The sequence below is a fragment of the Microbacterium sp. NPDC060117 genome, assembly GCF_042729315.1.
Taxonomy (GTDB): domain Bacteria; phylum Actinomycetota; class Actinomycetes; order Actinomycetales; family Microbacteriaceae; genus Microbacterium.
The window spans coordinates 648,419-665,851 of the sequence record NZ_JBHWXR010000001.1; the positions used below are offsets into that span (position 1 = coordinate 648,419).

17 protein-coding genes are annotated in these 17,433 nt (G+C 71.3%); 6 read left to right on the plus strand and 11 right to left on the minus strand.

The features are described from left to right. Positions 1-40 precede the first annotated feature (40 nt). Positions 41-904, plus strand: a complete 864-nt coding sequence (gene purU / locus ACFWCK_RS02880) for a formyltetrahydrofolate deformylase (RefSeq protein WP_378804448.1) — start codon at positions 41-43, stop codon at positions 902-904. A gap of 39 nt (positions 905-943) precedes the next feature. Here the strand turns inward: purU and ACFWCK_RS02885 are convergent, their stop codons facing one another. From ACFWCK_RS02885 to ACFWCK_RS02920, 8 genes are all read right to left on the minus strand, one after another. Further along, the gene (locus tag ACFWCK_RS02885; RefSeq protein ID WP_378804449.1) at positions 944-1,987 is read right to left on the minus strand and encodes an NAD(P)H-dependent flavin oxidoreductase; all 1,044 of its coding nucleotides are present in this window, start codon (positions 1,985-1,987) and stop codon (positions 944-946) included. A 72-nt stretch (positions 1,988-2,059) separates the two neighbouring features. Beyond that, positions 2,060-2,992: a DMT family transporter gene (locus tag ACFWCK_RS02890; RefSeq protein ID WP_233310225.1), complete on the minus strand. Its 933-nt coding sequence runs from the start codon at positions 2,990-2,992 to the stop codon at positions 2,060-2,062. 160 nt (positions 2,993-3,152) lie between these two features. Beyond that, a complete protein-coding gene (locus ACFWCK_RS02895) occupies positions 3,153-4,310 on the minus strand; it encodes an alcohol dehydrogenase catalytic domain-containing protein (RefSeq protein WP_378804450.1) in 1,158 nt (385 codons plus the stop codon). Between the two features lies 1 nt (position 4,311). Then, a complete protein-coding gene (locus tag ACFWCK_RS02900; RefSeq protein WP_378804451.1) occupies positions 4,312-5,073 on the minus strand; it encodes an HAD family hydrolase in 762 nt (253 codons plus the stop codon). Further along, the gene (locus tag ACFWCK_RS02905; RefSeq protein ID WP_378804453.1) at positions 5,070-6,326 is read right to left on the minus strand and encodes a TIGR03364 family FAD-dependent oxidoreductase; all 1,257 of its coding nucleotides are present in this window, start codon (positions 6,324-6,326) and stop codon (positions 5,070-5,072) included. The genes ACFWCK_RS02900 and ACFWCK_RS02905 overlap by 4 nt, the downstream gene beginning before the upstream one ends. After that, positions 6,323-8,062: a phosphonate ABC transporter, permease protein PhnE gene (phnE, locus tag ACFWCK_RS02910; protein ID WP_378804454.1), complete on the minus strand. Its 1,740-nt coding sequence runs from the start codon at positions 8,060-8,062 to the stop codon at positions 6,323-6,325. The genes ACFWCK_RS02905 and phnE overlap by 4 nt, the downstream gene beginning before the upstream one ends. After that, positions 8,059-8,955 carry a phosphonate ABC transporter ATP-binding protein gene (phnC, locus tag ACFWCK_RS02915; protein WP_378804455.1) on the minus strand — a complete coding sequence of 299 codons (897 nt, stop codon included), beginning with the start codon at positions 8,953-8,955 and terminating at the stop codon, positions 8,059-8,061. The genes phnE and phnC overlap by 4 nt, the downstream gene beginning before the upstream one ends. Before the next feature lie 77 nt (positions 8,956-9,032). Further along, positions 9,033-9,959 (minus strand): phosphate/phosphite/phosphonate ABC transporter substrate-binding protein, encoded by a 927-nt coding sequence (locus ACFWCK_RS02920; protein ID WP_233310218.1) that lies wholly within the window; start codon positions 9,957-9,959, stop codon positions 9,033-9,035. 174 nt (positions 9,960-10,133) lie between these two features. On the opposite strand from ACFWCK_RS02920, the gene ACFWCK_RS02925 reads away from it, so the two are divergent. After that, positions 10,134-10,880, plus strand: coding sequence for a GntR family transcriptional regulator (locus ACFWCK_RS02925; RefSeq protein WP_233310216.1), 747 nt, complete (start codon positions 10,134-10,136; stop codon positions 10,878-10,880). Between the two features lie 20 nt (positions 10,881-10,900). Here ACFWCK_RS02925 and ACFWCK_RS02930 read toward each other — a convergent pair whose 3' ends face one another. Continuing rightward, positions 10,901-11,791 carry a hypothetical protein gene (locus ACFWCK_RS02930; protein ID WP_378804456.1) on the minus strand — a complete coding sequence of 297 codons (891 nt, stop codon included), beginning with the start codon at positions 11,789-11,791 and terminating at the stop codon, positions 10,901-10,903. A gap of 278 nt (positions 11,792-12,069) precedes the next feature. Here ACFWCK_RS02930 and kynA point away from each other — a divergent pair, with 278 nt between their 5' ends. Beyond that, positions 12,070-12,930 carry a tryptophan 2,3-dioxygenase gene (gene kynA, locus ACFWCK_RS02935; protein ID WP_258133305.1) on the plus strand — a complete coding sequence of 287 codons (861 nt, stop codon included), beginning with the start codon at positions 12,070-12,072 and terminating at the stop codon, positions 12,928-12,930. 10 nt (positions 12,931-12,940) lie between these two features. Continuing rightward, on the plus strand, positions 12,941-13,876 hold the full coding sequence (locus ACFWCK_RS02940) for a hydrolase (RefSeq protein WP_378804458.1): 936 nt from the start codon (positions 12,941-12,943) through the stop codon (positions 13,874-13,876). Between the two features lie 12 nt (positions 13,877-13,888). Here ACFWCK_RS02940 and ACFWCK_RS02945 read toward each other — a convergent pair whose 3' ends face one another. Both ACFWCK_RS02945 and ACFWCK_RS02950 read right to left on the minus strand, forming a co-directional pair. After that, positions 13,889-14,512: a histidine phosphatase family protein gene (locus ACFWCK_RS02945; RefSeq protein WP_378804459.1), complete on the minus strand. Its 624-nt coding sequence runs from the start codon at positions 14,510-14,512 to the stop codon at positions 13,889-13,891. Between the two features lie 21 nt (positions 14,513-14,533). Next, complete coding sequence (locus ACFWCK_RS02950) at positions 14,534-14,944, minus strand: DUF5684 domain-containing protein (protein ID WP_233310211.1); 411 nt, start codon at positions 14,942-14,944, stop codon at positions 14,534-14,536. Between the two features lie 136 nt (positions 14,945-15,080). On the opposite strand from ACFWCK_RS02950, the gene aspS reads away from it, so the two are divergent. Together aspS and ACFWCK_RS02960 are read left to right on the plus strand one after the other, a co-directional pair. After that, a complete protein-coding gene (gene aspS, locus ACFWCK_RS02955) occupies positions 15,081-16,877 on the plus strand; it encodes an aspartate--tRNA ligase (RefSeq protein WP_378804460.1) in 1,797 nt (598 codons plus the stop codon). Between the two features lie 6 nt (positions 16,878-16,883). Beyond that, a complete protein-coding gene (locus ACFWCK_RS02960; RefSeq protein ID WP_233310208.1) occupies positions 16,884-17,405 on the plus strand; it encodes a GNAT family N-acetyltransferase in 522 nt (173 codons plus the stop codon). The last annotated feature ends 28 nt before the right edge of the window (positions 17,406-17,433 follow it).

A 17,433-nucleotide genomic window follows, 5' to 3' on the forward strand; every position in this document is an offset into this window, starting at 1 on the left:
GGCAGAATCGACGCACACCCCCTTGCAAGGAGACGACGCCATGGCGCAGCCCGACACCGCACGACTGCTGATCGCGTGCGACGACCAGCCCGGCATCGTCGCCGCCGTCGCCGGAGTGCTCGCTGCGCACCAGGCCAACATCATCTCCCTCGATCAGCACTCGACCGACGCCGCCGGCGGGCGCTTCTTCCAGCGCACGGTCATCCACCGCGACGGCCTCGCCGCCGCACGCCCGGCTCTCGAGGCCGACCTCGCCGCGGTCGCCGAGCGCTTCGGCATGGAGTGGTCGCTGCACGACGCCTCCAAGCGCAAGCGCGTCGCGATCTTCGTGTCCAAGTACGACCACTGCCTCATGGAGCTGCTCTGGCGCACCCAGCGCGGCCAGCTCGACATCGATGTCACCATGGTCGTCTCGAACCACCCGGATCTGGCCGAGTCGGTGCGCTCGTTCGGGGTGCCGTTCGTGCACATCCCCGCCGGTTCGGGCGCCGAGGGCAAGGCCGAGATGGAGCGGCGCCAGCTCGAGCTGCTGCAGGGGAACGTGGATCTGGTCGTCCTCGCGCGCTACATGCAGATCCTCACCGACGAGTTCATCGGGAGCCTCGGCGCTCCGGTGATCAACATCCACCACTCGTTCCTGCCGGCGTTCATCGGCGCGAACCCCTATGCCCGTGCCAAGGATCGCGGGGTGAAGCTGATCGGCGCCACCGCGCACTACGCCACGGCGGACCTCGACGAGGGGCCGATCATCGAGCAGGACGTCACCCGCGTCACGCACGCCGAGTCGGCCGCCGAACTGCAGAGCCGCGGCGCCGACGTGGAGCGCCTCGTGCTCGCGCGGGCCGTGCAGTGGCACGCCGACGACCGCGTCATCGTGCACGGCCGCTCGACCGTCATCCTCTGAGGCCGGACGGCGACCCGGCACCTCGGGCGCGGTACCGCCTCAGGCGCTCGGAACGCCCGCGGCCAGCTCCGCGAAAGCCGCGGCGGCGGTCTCGTAGCGGGCCAGCGGCGCCGACTGCCCCATCCACAGCGACTGCAGCTCGCCCCTGTTCTGCTGCCCGGCGGGGGTGCGGAAGCGTCCGGTGATCCAGTTCTGCGCCGGGAACGGGGCGATCGATCCGGCCGCTTCGATCTCGGCGACCACCCGGTTGCGTGCTCCGCGTGCGAGCCGGCTGCTCATCGCCCGAGTGAGCACGGTGCCCTCGGCGGGTGTCGCGCGGATCGCGGCGCGGTGCGCGTCGTTCGCCGCCGACTCCGCCGTGCCGAGGAAGGCGGTGCCGACCTGCACGCCTTGCGCGCCGAGCGCAAAGGCAGCGGCGACGCCGCGCCGGTCCGAGACCCCGCCTGCGGCGATCACCGGCACGTCGACCGCATCCACGACCTGCGGCAGGAGCGAGAACAGCCCGACCAGCGACTCCTCGGCCGGCCGCAGGAACGACACACGATGCCCCGCGGCCTCGGCGCCGGTGGCGACGATCGCGTCCACCCCGCCCTCGGCGAGGGCGCGCGCCTCGGCGACGGTCGTCGCGGTGCCGATCACGCGGATCCCGCGGCGATGCGCGTCATCGACGAGTGATGCCGAGGGCACGCCGAACACGACACTGAGCACGGCCGGAGCCGCCTCGAGGATCGCGGCGAGCTGCTCCTCGAGCGACGGCAGATACGCCACGGGCCGGGCCGGCACCTCGGCTCCCACGTCGGCGAAGAACGGTGAGAGCGCCGCCGCATAGCCGTCGTGCTCGGCCCCGGGCTCGACCTCGTCGCCCAGGGGCAGCCAGATGTTCAGCGCGAACGGCCGGCGGGTCGCCGCCCTGATCCCTGCGACGGTCGCGCGGATCCGCTCCGCGTCGTAGCCGTAGAGCCCGTACGATCCGAGGCCTCCCGCCGCACTGACCGCCGCGACGAGCGGGATCGAGCTGAGCCCGCCGAACGGCCCGAGGACGACGGGGGTGCGGATGCCGAGGAGGTCGGTGAGCGCGCTCATGCTCCCGAGGCTACGCCTGGCCGCGATACGGTCGGCGCGTGTGACGAGCGATGCCGACGGTGGGCCCACCTGTCAGTCCGGCACGACCGGGATGGATCCGGTCAGCGGCGACGGCGGCTCCTCGTCGGGCCCTGCACCGCGCCGACGCCGCGCTCCTGCGGTGACGCCGATGCTCGCGATCACCACCAGCGCGATCGCGGCGAGCCGCAGCGGCGACGCCTGCTGTCCGAGCACCAGCAGCCCCGCGATCGTCGCGAAAACCGGCTCGAGGCTGAGCAGGATCCCGAACACCCGCTGCGGCAGCCGGCGCAGCGCGGCCAGCTCGAGGATGTACGGGATCACCGAGGCCAGCAGCGCGGTGAGTGCCGCGAGCCCCAGCACCCGCGGATCGCCGACCGCGGTGACGGCGGCAGGCACCCCGAACGGCAGCAGCAGCACGGCGGCCACGGCGAGGGCGACCGCCAGCCCCTCGGTTCCCGTGGTGAGCGCGCCGACGCGGGTGCTCATGCGGATGTACATGATCCAGAATCCGGCCGCGATGAGGGCGAACAGCACGCCCCAGGGGTCGAGCGCCTCCGCGCCGGTGAGGCCGTCGACGCCGAGCAACGCCATGCCGATCAGGGCGATCCCCACCCAGACCGCGTCGGCCAGGCGCCGTGTGAGCAGGGCCGCCAGCACCAGCGGGCCGAGGAACTCGATCGCGACCGCGGGCCCGAGCGGGATGCGGTCGATCGCGGCGTAGTAGGTGCCGTTCATGGCCGCGATCGAGACGCCGAACAGGACGGCGGCGGTCCACTGCGCGCGGTTCCACCGGCCGAGGCGCGGGCGCGCGATGATCCACACCACGATCGCGGCGATGAGCACGCGCAGCCCGGTGACGCCCCACGACCCGAGGGCCGGGAAGATCGTCGTGGCGACGGCCGCGCCGAAAGGCAGGGACAGGCAGGATCCGACGACCAGCAGCACGCCGAGAGCGGGTTGCTGCCGCGGTTCCTGGGAGTTCACCCCTCAAGCCTGGCACGTTCCGAGGGCTCTTCACACGGGGTCGTCGAGCGAGCACGGCCGAAGGCCGAGCGAAACGAAACCCGGCTCGCGAGAGCACCCCGTTTCGTCTGCCTCGCGCTGCGCGCGTCGTCGATCGACGCCCCCAAGCCGTGGCCGGGGCTCAGCGCGGGGTGAGCCCGACCCGCAGCGGAGCCCCCGGGGCGGCCGCCTGCACGAGCGCCGCATCGACGGCGGCGAGCGGATGCACGGCGCCCACGGCGTCCGCGAACGGGTGCGCGCGCCCACGGCCCGCCATGAATGCGGCCGCGGCGTGCAGCTCCGCGCCGGTGTAGTTGTGCACCCCGGCCACGGTCACCAGCCCGCGCACGATGCGCTCGGCGTCGAGCGGCACCGGATCCGCGGGGAAGACGCTGCCCAGCAGCACCACGGCGCCGCCCACGTCGACCGCGTCCAGGGCCCCGCGCACCGCGTGCCCCGAGGCCTCGATCACGAGATCGAACGCCTCCTCCGCGACATCGTCCGGGGCGATCGCGGTGAGCGCGAACCGCTCCGCGAAGGCGCGGCGAGCCGGGTCGGGATCCGCGATCTGCACGCGTCCGCCCAGTTCCGCGGCGATCACCGCCGCGGTCAGGCCGACCAGTCCCGCACCGAGCACGAGAACCCGCTCGCACGCGAGCACTTCCGCTTCCTGTCCCGCGGACGGGGACGGATCCGGCAGCCGGCGACCCCGCAGCGCGGCACCGCGCGCGACGCCCGCCCAGGCGGTCGCCGTGGCGCAGGAGACGGGCGCGAGCGCGGCGGCCGGCAACGCCTCCGGCACGCGCACGATCCCGGTGCCGGCACGCAGGTGCACGTGCCCGGCGAAACCGCCGGTGAGCTCCCAGCGCGGCTCGATGCGCGCATGCCCGTACTTCGCGAGCTGCCGGCACTTCTGCGCGATCCCCGCGAGGCAGCGGTCGCAGTGCCCGCACGAGACGGTCACCGACCAGACCACGCGATCGCCGACGTGCAGCTCCCCGCCGTCCACCGAGCGCGCACCCTCGTCGCCGATCGCGATGATCCGGCCCACGCTCTCGTGCCCGAGCACGAGAGGCGTGGGCGCATGACGGCGTCCCTGCACGGTGTGGATGTCGGATCCGCAGATCGTCGACATCTCCACCGCCACGAGCACATCGTGGGGCGCCAGAGCGACGCCCGGCACCGCGAGCGCCTCGTGCGGGATCCCGACGCCGAGCCAGGCCATGGCGACGGCGGCCGGCCGCAGCGGCACGTCGTGCCGGTGCACCTCCTCGGCGGGGCGGACCAGCGCCGCGCGCATGTCAGCCGGCCGCGATCGGCGCAACGGCGGGGGCCGACACGGTGTCTGCGGGCTCCGGCGCGAGCGCGGGGACGAGCCCACGCTCGGCGAGCGCGCCGAGCAGGGCCGTCACGTCCGGCAGCACCGCATCGGGGCCGGCGGTCTCGAGCGCCACCGCGTCGTGCGCACCGCTCAGCACACCCGCCACGAAGCCGGCACCGGCACGGCGGCCCGACTGCACGTCGCTCACGGTGTCACCGGCGACGGCCACCGCCTGGACCGACGACGCTCCGGCGCGCAGCAGCGCGGTGAGCACGAGATCGGGGGTGGGACGTCCGCGACCCGCGTCGACCGGGCTCAGCACGCCGTCGACGAGGTCGTGCCAGCCCAGCGCGTCCAGGAGCGCGTCACGGGTGACCGGGGCGAACCCGGTGGTCAGCCAGACCTTCAGGCCGGCGTCGCGCAGCGCGCGGATGGCATCGGCCGCGCCGGAGATCTCCGTCGCGCCCTGTTCCGCCACGATCTCCGCGTAGGCGGCCTCGAACTGCGCGGTGGCGCGCTCGGCGGCCGCCACGTCGCCGTCGGCGAGGTGCGTGAACACGTCGATCTTCGACTGCCCCATCGTGTCGCGCACGTACTGCAGCGCCGCGTCCCAGCCGATCCGGGTCGCGACCCCGGTGCGCTCGGCCGCACGCTGGAACGCCTGCTCCACGATGCCGTCGTCGAGCACGGTGGTCCCTGCCATGTCGAGCACGACCAGTTCGATCGGGGTGTGCGGGTTCATGCGTTCTCCTCCTGTGCGATGCCGCCGACGGTGGCGGTCGTTCCTGTGCCGCCGACGATGGCGGGTGTCTGTGCGCCGCCGACGAAGGCGGACGTCTCGGCGCCGACGGATCCGGATCCGCCCCAGCCGAGGACGCGGGCGGTCTCGATCTCGGCGAGGCCCAGCCCCGTGGTCATGCCGATGCCCGTGGTCGCCGCGAGCGCGAGCACGCGCGGGGCGACCTGCTCGATGAGGAACTCCTCGCCCGCGGCGGCGTACACGCCCTGCCAGCGCTCGAGCACCCTCATCCCGCCGACATCGAAGAGCTCTCGCGCCTCGGCGAGGAACGCGTCGAACGCGGCCTCGGGCTGGAACGGACCCGGCTGCACCGCCTTGTGGTGCGAGTCGCCGAGCAGCAGCGTCCCGTCGGGCAGCTGCGTGTACATCTGGTTCAGATCGAGCGCAGCCAGCTCAGGGCGCTCGGCGTGCAGCCGCTCGCGCAGCGCCGTCGCAGCGCCGAGGCCCGCGAACCGGCGGTAGCGCACCAGCGACCAGCCGGTGAGCAGGGGCGCCTGCAGCGGCGACGGCAGATCGGCCGAGACGCGCATCATGTCCAAAGCGCAGCGGATCACGCCCGCGCGCTCGGCGAGTGCGGGCAGCAGCTGGTCGACGTCGTGATTCACGGCCACGACCACGTCGCTCGCCTCGATGTCGCCGCGGGTCGTGCGGACGAGCCCCGTGCCGACCTCGGTGACCGCGGTGCGGAAGCGGAACTCGACGCCGAGCGCGACCAGGTGCCGCACGATCGCGCCGGCGGCCTCCCGCGGGTTCACCTGCAGATCGCCGGCCACGAGCGCGCCGGCGTGCACGACCTCCGCGCGCACCGGGGCCAGCGCGGTCACCTCGGCGGGCGAGAGCAGGCGGATGCCGCCCTCGGCCTCCGCCTCGGCGCGTGCGGCCTCCTCCAGCAGCGTCCGCTCGTCCTCGGCCCGGGCGACGACGAGCGTGCCGCTCTCCCGCGCCCAGAAACCGGCCTCGGCCGCGAGGCGGAGCCAGATGCCGCGGGACGCCTCGCCGTAGGCGCGCGCCGGTCCGTCCTGCGCCCCGATGCAGAGGTGGCCGAAGTTGCGGATCGTGGCGCCCACGGGGCGGTCGGTGCGGTCCACGACCACGACGCGCAGCCCTCGCCGCGCGGCCGCGTATGCCGCGCCGAGTCCGACGATGCCGGATCCGACGATCGCGACGTCGAACCGATCCAGGGAAGAAGCCGTCATCGGAACACCCTCCGCATCCACATCGCCAGTCCCTCGACCACGAGCACCGTGGCGAGGATCATCAGCACGATCGCCGTGACCACCTCGTATCGCGAGCCCTGCCCGGCGTTCAGCAGGTAGTAGCCCACCCCGCCGCCGCCGACGATGCCGAGGATCGTCGCCGCGCGGATGTTCGTGTCGAGCATGTAGAAGCTGTGCCCGATGAGCGCGCGCGTGCCCTGCGGCACGGTCGCGGCCGAGTAGGTCTGCAGCCGGGTGGCGCCGACCGCGCGGAGCGCCCGCTCGGGACCCCGGTCGACCTCTTCGAACGAGTCGGCGACGAGCTTGCCGAGCAGGCCGATCCCTCCGATCGCGAGCGCGACGATGCCCGCGGTGGGACCGAGGCCGGTGACCACGATGAGCACGATCGCGAGGATGAGCTCCGGGATGCCGCGGATGCCGACGAGCAGGAACCGGGCGATGCCGCGCACCGTGCCGTTCGGGGCGACGTTGCGCGCCGCGAACGACCCGAGCAGCAGCGAGGGCAGCAGCGTCAGCACGGTCGCGGCGAGCGCGATCGCGATGGTGTCGCGCATGGCGCCCAGCATGACGGCGGTGTCGTAGTTGCCGAAGTCGGGCGGCCAGAACTTCGCGGCGGTCTCGGGGATCTTCGCCCACACCGTGATCAGGTCGCTCCACTGGATCTGGCACACGATGAGGCTGCCGATCACGATCGCGACGGCGACCCAGCCGGCGATCGTGTTGCGGCGGCGCTCGCGGGTCCAGGGCCGGCGCACGGCTGCGGCGGGAGACGCGGCCCAGGCCGGCTTCGCGGCCGCGGCCCTGCCGCTCGCGGCTTCGGCGGTGCGGCGGAAGCGCGGGTGCAGGATCCGGTCGATCCACGAGCGCGTCTGCGCGGTCTCGCCGAGCATCGCGCCGCGCACGGCACTCGAGATGATCTCCATCACGACGCAGAGCACGAAGATCACGACCGCGATCCCGAGACCTCGTCCGTAGTTGAGCGCCTTGAACGCGTACGACATCTCGAGGCCCAGGCCCGCGACGCCGACGTAGCCGAGCACGACGCTGCCGCGCAGGTTGATGTCGTTGCGGTGCAGCACGGTCGCGACCCAGCTCGGCAGCACCTGAGGCAGCACACCCGCGGTGAACTGCTGCAGCTTCGTGCCGCCGGCCGCGCGGATCGCGAGCCGCGGCCCCTCGTCGATCTGCTCGATGGCGTCGGCGAACATCTTGGAGATCATGCCGATCGAGTGGATCCCGATCGCGAGGATGCCGGGCAGGGTGCCCAGCGAGAACATGAGCACGAACGCCATGGCCAGCACGACGTCGGGGATCGAGCGGGTGAGCACGCCGATGAACCGGGCGATCCCGCGCCACACGGGTCCGGGCGTGGTGTTCGCGGCGGCGAGGTAGGCGATCGGCACCGAGAGGACGGCGGCGACGAGCGTGCCGACCAGCACCAGGCCCACCGTGAGGGCGATCAGCCAGAGCAGGTCGAGCGGCGCGGGGAAGGTCAGGGCCCCCACACGGGTCATGAAGCGCTGCGCATTGCCCCAGCTCTGGAACACGCCCGCGAGCGAGAAGCCGCTCTGCACAAGAGACGCGATGCCCAGCGCGACGAGCGCGATGAGCGTGAGCGATGCCGCGATCCGCTCGGGTGACACCCGGCGCTTCGGCGCCCGCGACAGCAGACCGCCGACGTAGCCCTCGCGGCGAGGGGCGGCGACTGCGGTCACGAGCGCGCCCCGGAGGAGGCGGCGATCCCGTGTCCGGTGGATGCGTCCGCCGGCGCGGCGGTCTCGGCGGGGGCGGCGATCCCCTGCGCGATGAGCTCGGTGGTCACCGCGGTGAGGTCGGCGGTGGTCGTGGCGACCCGGCCGTAGATCTCCATGACCTCGGCCTTGCTGAGACCGGTGGTGGACGTGTTCAGCACGACTTCGCCGTGACGGAGGCCCACGATGCGGTCGGCCCAGCTGATCGCGAGGTCGACCTGATGCAGGCTGCACACCACCGTCAGACCCTGATCGGCCGCGATCTCGCGGATGAGCGCCATGACCTGGTCGCTCGACTCGGGGTCGAGCGAGGCGACGGGCTCGTCGGCGAGCAGGATCTCGGGGCGCTGCATGAGCGCGCGGGCGATGGCCACGCGCTGCTGCTGGCCACCGGAGAGGGTGTCGCTGCGCTGGTAGGCGCGGTCGAGCAGGCCCACGCGCTCGAGGTGGCCGAGGGCGCGCAGCTTCGCATCCTTCGCGTAGCCCCAGAGGCCGAGGCGCGGGCCGCGCACCGACGAGAGCGACCCGGTCAGCACGTTCTCCAGCACCGTCAGCGACGGCACCAGCTCGAACTGCTGGAAGATGAAGCCGACTCGGCTGCGGAGGCTGCGCAGCGCCTTGCCCTTGAGCGCCGGCACGGAGGAGCCGAGAACCTCGACGGAGCCCGATGTCGGGGTCTCCAGGCCGTCGAGGTGCCGCAGCAGCGTCGACTTGCCGGATCCGGAGAGCCCGAGGAGCACGACGATCTCGCCGCGTGCGACCTCGAGGTCCGCGCCCTTGAGCGCGGTGGTGGCGCCGAACTGCTTGGTGACGGCGGCGAGGCGGATGACCGGCTCGGACGAGGCGGGGGTGCTCATGGTGGGTGCGCTCCTGGTTCGGGGTAGGCAGGAGGGCCGCCGGACGGTGCCGGCGGCCCGGGAAGGGATCAGTCAGATCACTTCTTGCACTGGTCGGCCTTGGTCTTCTCGCAGATGTCGCGGATGATGTCGTAGTACTTGTCGTCGACCGGCTTGGTGGCGTAGAAGGTCGCCTTGAACGCGTCGCTGTCCGCGTTCTTGATGCCGGCCTTCACGATGTCGTCGATCGTGATCTCCTTGAGCGCGGACACGACCTTGTCGCTGGTCTCCTTCGGCAGCGCCGAGGAGTAGACGAGCGGCGCGCCGGGGACCATCGTCTTGTCGACGACCGTGACCTTGTCGCTCTTGGCGACCTCGGAGTCCTCGGCGAAGCCCGCCTCGCACTCCTTGCCCTCGCCGACCTTCTGCACGCTGACGTCGTGCTTGCCCGCGAAGACCGGGGTGACACCCGTCTTGGGGTCGATGTCGTCCTTGAGGAGGTTGTAGCTCGGGAACAGGTAGCCCGAGGTCGAGGACGGGTCGACGAAGCAGACCTTCTTGCCCTTGAAGTCCTTGATCGAGGTGATCGAGGATCCCTTCGGCACGATCGCCTCGGAGTAGTAGCCCGGCTCCTGGCCCTGCTTGGTGACGATCGAGGAGATCGGGGTCAGCTTGGCGCCGGCGTTGGTGGCGGTGATGTAGGTGAAGCCGGAGAAGGAGGCGACGTCGACCTTGCCGGCGACGGCGGCCTCGATGAGGGCGGCGTAGTCGGTCGACTCGTGGTACTCGACCTTCTTGCCGGTCTCCTTGGCGAGGTAGTCCATGAGCGGCTGGTAGTTGGTCTGGGTGTCGACCGAGTCGGGCACGACGCCGAAGACGAGGGTGTTCGCGTCGACGGCGTAGCCGCCGTTCGCTGCGGCGGGCGCGTCGGTGCCGGTGGCGGCACCGGCGGCGCCGGAACACGCTGCGAGGCCGAGGGCGAGCACGGCGGCGCCGGCTGCGACGGTGAGAGCGCGAAGCTTCATGAGGACCTTTCGGGTTTCAGGTGCGGAGGGAATCCTCGAAGACTCTCTCAAGCTCGAAGCCGAGATGTATACCTACCTCGGCACTGTTCCCCGACTGTTCACCCGAGCTTCGCCTGAATGAACACCATGGGAACAGGGGTGCGCCCGAGCGGAGCGACGAAGTAGTATGCCTATGTGCCCGAAGTTGTCTACACCCAGATCGCTGACGACCTGCGCGCCAGGATCGCGTCGGGGGCACTGCGCCCCGGCGACGCGGTGCCGACCGAGGCCGAGCTCGCCGAGCGCTGGAGCACCTCGCGCGGCCCGATCCGCAACGCTCTGGCCGCGCTCCGCGCCGAGGGGCTCATCGAGACAGCCCGCGGAAGGCCCGCACGCGTCGTGGAGCGCAAGGCGACGCAGGCCGTCGACGTGTCCGTGCCGTTCACCCGCTGGGCCCGCGAGCTGGGCGCCCGCCCCGGCGCGCGCACCCAGGAGCTGAGCCTGCGCAGAGCGGGGGCCGAGAAGGGGCAGGCGCTCGGCGTGGATCCCGGCGACACGATCGTCAGCGTCGTCCGGCTCCGGTTCCTCGACGATCGCCCCACCATGCTCGAGCGGCTGTTCTACACCGAGGAGGTCGGTCGCCTGCTGTTCAGCGTCGACACCGATGCGATCTCGATCACCGAGTTCCTGGCCTCGCAGGGCCACCCGATCGTGGGTCTGCAGCACGAGATCGACGCGGTCGCCGCCGACGAGCAGGATGCCACGCTGCTCCAGGTGCCCCAGGGCACCCCGATCCTGCGCCTCAGCCGTACCTCGCGCGACGCCGACGGTCGCGTCTTCGAGGCCAGCGAGGACCGCTACCTCTCCAGCATCGTGCGGTTCACCGTCTCCGGATCCGGCATCTCGTCCGACGGGCAGTACCTCCGCGCGGTGGGCGGCTGAGCCCCACCGCACCGCTGCACTCAGACCGCGAGCAGCGCGATCCCGGCCACGACGACGGCCGAGGCGCCGACCCGCAGGGCCGGACGCCCTTCGCGCAGCACGAACGCGCCGAACAGGCTCACCAGTACGACGCTCACCTCGCGCAGCGGCGCCACGAGCGCGACCGGGGCGATCCGGATCGCGTACAGGACGAGGATGTACGACAGCGGTGAGAGGATCCCGAAGGCCAGGATCCGGCGCCACTCGAGACGTCCGAACGCTGCGAGCGCCGCCCAGCGCCCGCGCACGGCGACCGAGTAGAACGGGATCTGCATCGCCGCCGTGCCGACCATGAATGCCACCGGCGACAGGCCGTGCGCACGCACCACGAAGGCGTCCCAGATCGTGTAGACCGCGATCGAGACCCCGGTGAGCAGACCGAACAGCAGGCCGGGATCCATCCGGGGACGTGCGGCGGCGCAGCCCGAGCTCTCGAAGTCGGGCGCCCCGGCCCGGTCCACGAAGCCGATCGCGACGATCCCCGCGATCACCACGGCGACGCCGACCAAGGCGATCGGTGCGGGGCGCTCACCGAAGAGGACCATGGCGATGATGACCGAGAGGAACGGTCCCGTTCCCCGAGCCGTGGCGTAGACCGTCGAGAGGTTGCCGACGCGGTAGCCGTGCTGCAGCACCACCATGTATGTCACGTGCAGCACGCTCGACACCAGCACGCCGAGGACGAACCCGCCGATGTCGCCCGTGCCGATGCCGCCGGTGAACGGCACGGCGCCGATCCAGACGAGGGTGCTGGAGACCGCACCCCACCACAGGAACGGGTAGCCGGCGCGGCTCACGCCGTGGGCGAGCACGTTCCAGCTCGCGTGGGCGACAGCGGCCGAGAAGACGAGGACGAATGCGAGAAGCGACATGGGAACCTCCGGTCCGCCGCGGGCGCGACGGACGTGGTTCCTCCAGGCTTTTGTCCGTTCAGATGACGCCCGGCCTACGAAGGCCCGACGTGGCGCCGCTCGGACCAGTCGGGCGAACCCCGGAACCCTAGGCGCTGTCGATGATCAGCCTAGCCCGGTGGTCGAGTCCTCCGAATGCGCATCGCGACGAATCCTGGGACGCAGTGTCGGCTCCGATCACAGACGCTTCCGAAGCGCCGATGAAATACTGGACATGTTCAACGACAAGGAGGTCGCCTGTGCCGGACAACACGACCGCGAACGAGCGGGCGCTCGAAGAGGGCATCGTCACCGATCTGAAGGATCGGATGACCTACGGGTCGTACCTCGACCTGGATCGGCTCCTCAGCGCACAGCACCCGGTCAGCGTGCCGGAGCACCACGACGAGATGCTGTTCATCATCCAGCACCAGACCACCGAGCTGTGGCTGAAGCTCGTGCTGCACGAGCTGGGCACCGCGCGCGACCGACTCGCCGAAGACGACCTGCGTTCGGCCCTCAAGCACATGGCGCGCGTCAAGCACATCCAGGAGGTGCTCACGCAGCAGTGGTCGGTGCTGGCGACGCTCACCCCCACCGAGTACGCGCAGTTCCGCGGCGACCTCGGCAACTCCTCGGGCTTCCAGTCCGTGCAGTACCGCGCCGTCGAGTTCGCGCTCGGCAACAAGAACGAGCGGATGCTGAGCGTGTTCCGCTCCCACCCCGAGAACCTCGCGATGCTCACGGCGGAGCTCGAGCGGCCGACCCTGTACGACGAGTTCCTGCGGTTCGCCGCACGCCGCGGCCTGCCGATCCCCGCGGAGATCCTCGACCGCGACGTGCGCCAGCCCTACCGGATGCACGATTCGCTCGTGCCCGTGCTGACCGAGATCTACGAGAACCCCCACGACCACTGGGACCTGTACGAGGCGTGCGAGGAGCTCGTCGACGTCGAGGACAACTTCCAGTTCTGGCGCTTCCGGCACCTGCGCACGGTGACCAGGACGATCGGCCGCAAGATCGGCACGGGCGGATCCAGCGGCGTCGACTTCCTGCAGCGCGCCCTCGATCTGACCTTCTTCCCCGAGCTGTACGCGGTGCGCACCGAGATCGGGCAGTGACGGCGTGAGCGTGACGAACGGCAGCGTGATCGGCGGATTCACGGACCACCACGTGCATCTGCAGCTCGTGGACCCGGCGCGCCTCGGGACCGCATTCGTCGGCGTCGCCGACCGGGGCGGCCTGCTCGGCCGAGTGCTGGATCTCGGATCCGCTCCCGCAGCGATCGCGGCCATCGCGGCCGACCCCCCGGGCATCGCGGTGTCCTTCGCGGGTGCGTTCCTGACCCCGGTCGGCGGATACCCCTCCGATCGGAGCTGGGCGCCCGAGGGATCCTTCCGCGAGATCGCCGACGCGGATTCCGCGGAGGCTGCCGTCGCCGAGATGAAGGCGGCCGGAGCCTCGGTCATCAAGATCGCCAGCAACAGCACGGCGGGGCCCGTGTTCGGCGATGACCTGCTCCAGACGATCGTCCGCATCGCCGACCGTCATGGCCTCCCGGTGGTCGCTCACGCCGAAGGCCCGGGTGAGGCGCAGCGCATGCCGCGGCTCGGCGTCAGGGCACTCGCGCACACGCCGTTCACGGAGAGACTGAGCGACGCCGAGGTCTCCGCCCAGGCGGGGCGGATCGCCTGGATCTCCACGCTCGCGATCCACGAGGGCGACGCCCGCGGGATCGCCCTGGACAACCTGCGCCGCTTCCACGCGCACGGAGGGACGGTGCGCTACGGGACCGATCTCGGCAACGGCGATCAGCCGGTCGGCCTGAACCCCGACGAGGTCGAGGCCCTGCGCGAGGCCGGTGTGCGCGGGGCTGCGCTGATCCGCGCACTCGTCCCGGTCGCGGCGACCGCCGAGCGCCGGTACCTGCTGCCCGCTCGCGACGCGGATCCCTTCGACCTCGAACCCCTGCCGCACCCGCATGGGACCACACGGACGCACGGGCGCACGCACGCATCCGGATCCACGCGGCCCGCACATCTGACGTCGCCGGAAACCGCCCGATAGGCGCCGACGGCGTCAGACTGCGCCCAGGTCGATGCCCGCCGCGGCCGGTTCCGCGTAGGCCACCTCGCGCCACACGTCGCCGACGCGCTCGAACGAGGTCACGCTGCTCAATGCGCAGCGCCGGGTGCGAGGGTCGTGCCGGAGCCGCAGACCCGCGACCGACAGGTGCGTGATCCAGATCGGCGCCTGGTGCGAGACGAACACCACGTCGCCGTCGTCGGCGCCGTGCCAGGCCTCGTCCATGGCGTCGCGCATGCGCGCGGCGACGGAGGCATAGGGCTCACCCCAGCTCGGCACCGAGGGGCGGCGCAGGTGGCGCCAGTTCCACGGATTCATCAGGGCACGGCGCATCTGCGTGCCCTCGAACACGTTCCACGGCTCGATGATGCGCTCGTCCAGCTCCGGGGCCAGTCCGAACAGGGTGGTGAAGGGCTCCGCCGACTCCTGCGTGCGCTCGAGCGGAGAGCACCGCAGGGCGCTGACCGGCCGCTCGAGGCTCAGCACATGGTCCGCGGCCGCCCGCGCCATCGCCCGCCCGGCTTCACTCAGGTGATAGCCGGGCAGGCGACCGTACAGCACGTGCTCGGGGTTGAAGACCTCGCCGTGCCTGACGAGATGCAGTCTGGATGCGGGCATCGCTTCAGTGCAGGCGTCCGCTCAGGCGCGGCGGTACTGAGCGGATCCGAACCCGAGGATCAGGTATCCGATGAACGAGAACAGCCAGAGCAGGAAGAACGAGAACGCACCGCCCTTACCGAAGTTCTTGCCCAGCTTCACCGCCACCACGATCGCGAACACGATGTTCACGATCGGGATCAGGTAGAGCAGGACCAGCCAGCCGCTCATGCCGGCGATCTTGATGAGGAAGATGACGTTCACGATCGGGATGATCGCGAGCCAGCCCGCGTGGCCGGCCTTCGTGAACACCCGCCACAGCGCGATCGCCGTGATCACGTAGAAGATCAGCGAGATCGTGATGTTGGTGCCGGAGAACAGCGCGGCGTAGACGTTGCCCGCGGCGTCGGTGGGGTCCTCGGTGGCGATGAGGCTCATGGTTGCGAGGTTCATGGTGTCGCCTTCCTGAATACGTCGATGGATGCTGCTGCCGTGAGTCTAGTGATCCGCGTGCGGCCCCCCGCGAGGCCTTCGGTGCGTCCCCGTAGAATGGCTGGGATCCCTTACCCCCGAGCTGGAGGCTTCTTCCGTGCTTCGCACCCACACGGCAGGCGCATTGCGCGCCGAGCACATCGGTCAGACCGTCACCCTCGCCGGGTGGGTCGATCGCCGTCGTGACCACGGAGGAGTCGCCTTCATCGATCTGCGGGACGGATCCGGCATCGCCCAGGTCGTGATCCGCGACGAGGAGATCGCGCACCCGCTGCGCAGCGAGTTCGTGCTGCAGGTCACCGGCGAGGTGTCCCGCCGCCCCGCCGGCAACGAGAACCCGAACCTGCCCTCGGGTGAGATCGAGATCGTCGCGCAGGACGTGGTGGTGCTGAACGAGTCGGCGCCGCTGCCGTTCCAGGTCTCCTCGGGCCTGGCCGAGACCGACCCGGTCGGCGAGGACGTGCGCTTCAAGCACCGCTACCTCGACCTGCGCCGCCCGGCCGCGATCGCGCCGCTGCAGCTGCGCTCCAAGGTCTACAAGGCCCTCCGCGATGTGCTGCACGAGCGCGAGTTCGTCGAGGTCGAGACCCCGACGTTGACCCGCTCGACCCCGGAGGGCGCCCGCGACTTCGTCGTGCCCGCCCGGCTGCACCCCGGCAGCTGGTACGCCCTTCCGCAGAGCCCGCAGCTGTTCAAGCAGCTGCTCATGGTCGGCGGCGTGGAGAAGTACTTCCAGATCGCGCGCTGCTACCGCGACGAGGACTTCCGCGCCGACCGCCAGCCCGAGTTCACCCAGCTCGACATCGAGATGTCCTTCGTCGACCAGGAGGACGTCATCGAGATGATGGAGTCCGTCATCCGCGCGATGTGGGCGACCATCGGCGTCGAGGTGCAGACCCCGCTTCCGCGCATGACCTACGCCGACGCGATGGCGAAGTACGGATCCGACAAGCCCGACCTGCGCTTCGGACTCGAGCTCGTCGAGGCCACCGAGTACTTCTCCGAGACCACGTTCCGCGTGTTCCAGGCCGACTACGTGGGCGCGGTCGTGATGCCCGGCGGCGCCTCGCAGCCTCGCAAGGTGCTGGACGCCTGGCAGGACTGGGCCAAGCAGCGCGGCGCCCGCGGCCTCGCCTACGTCCTGTTCAACGAGGACGGCACGCTCGGCGGTCCCGTCGCGAAGAACCTCAGCGAGGCCGAGCAGGCGGGCCTCGCCGAGTTCGTCGGTGCGAAGCCGGGCGACTGCGCCTTCTTCGCCGCCGGCTCCGCGAAGGACTCGCGCGCGCTCCTCGGCGCCGCGCGCGTCGAGATCGGCCGCCGGCTGGGTCTGCTCGACCCCGAGGTCTTCGCGTTCACCTGGGTCGTCGACGCCCCGATGTTCGAGCCGGCCGCGGACGCGGTCGCCTCGGGTGACGTCGCCGTCGGCGCCGGCGCCTGGACTGCGGTGCACCACGCCTTCACCGGCCCGAAGCCGGAGTTCGAGGCCACCTTCGACACCGACCCCGGGTCCGCTCTCGCCTACGCGTACGACATCGTCTGCAACGGCTCGGAGCTCGGCGGCGGATCCATCCGCATCCACCGCGAGGACATCCAGAAGCGCGTCTTCGAGGTCATGGGGCTCTCCGATGAGGTCGCGCAGGAGCAGTTCGGCTTCCTGCTCGACGCGTTCAAGTTCGGCGCCCCGCCGCACGGCGGCATCGCGCTCGGCATGGACCGAGTGCTTCAGCACCTGTCCAAGACCGAGTCGATCCGCGAGGTCATCGCGTTCCCGAAGACCGGCAACGGCTTCGACCCGCTCACCGCCGCGCCCGCCCCGATCACCGCGGAGCAGCGCAAGGAGGCCGGCGTCGACGTCCTCGCAGACGACGAGGAGCTCGAGGCCGTCGAGGCCTGACCGAGTATGCTCACCGACCTCGCCCTCCCCGTTCCGCTCGAGACCCGGATCGGGGAGGTGACGCTGCGCCGAGCGCGCGTCGAGGACACCGCGGCGATCGTCGCGCTGCTCGCCGATGACGCGATCAGCGCGGCACGCGGCGACACGGCCTCCGACGACGACCTGCCCGCCTACGCCGCGGGCCTGGAGTCGGTCCTCGCCGACGGATCCAACGACCTCCTCGTCGCCGAGCACGACGGCCGGATCATCGGCACGTTCCAGCTCACCCGCATTCCGGGGATGTCCCGCCGCGGCTCGACCCGCCTCCTCGTCGAGGCGGTGCGGGTGAGTTCGGATCTGCGCTCGAGCGGCGTCGGATCCGCGCTCATGCGCTGGATCATGGAGATCGCGACCGCAGACCTGGGCAGCCCGTTGGTGCAGCTCACCTCGGACGCGCAGCGCGTCGAGGCGCACCGCTTCTACGAGCGCCTCGGCTTCACCGGATCCCACCGCGGCTTCAAATACCAGGCGCCCGCCACCGGTCGCTGACCGAGCACGCCCGCAGGCCGCGCTCAGA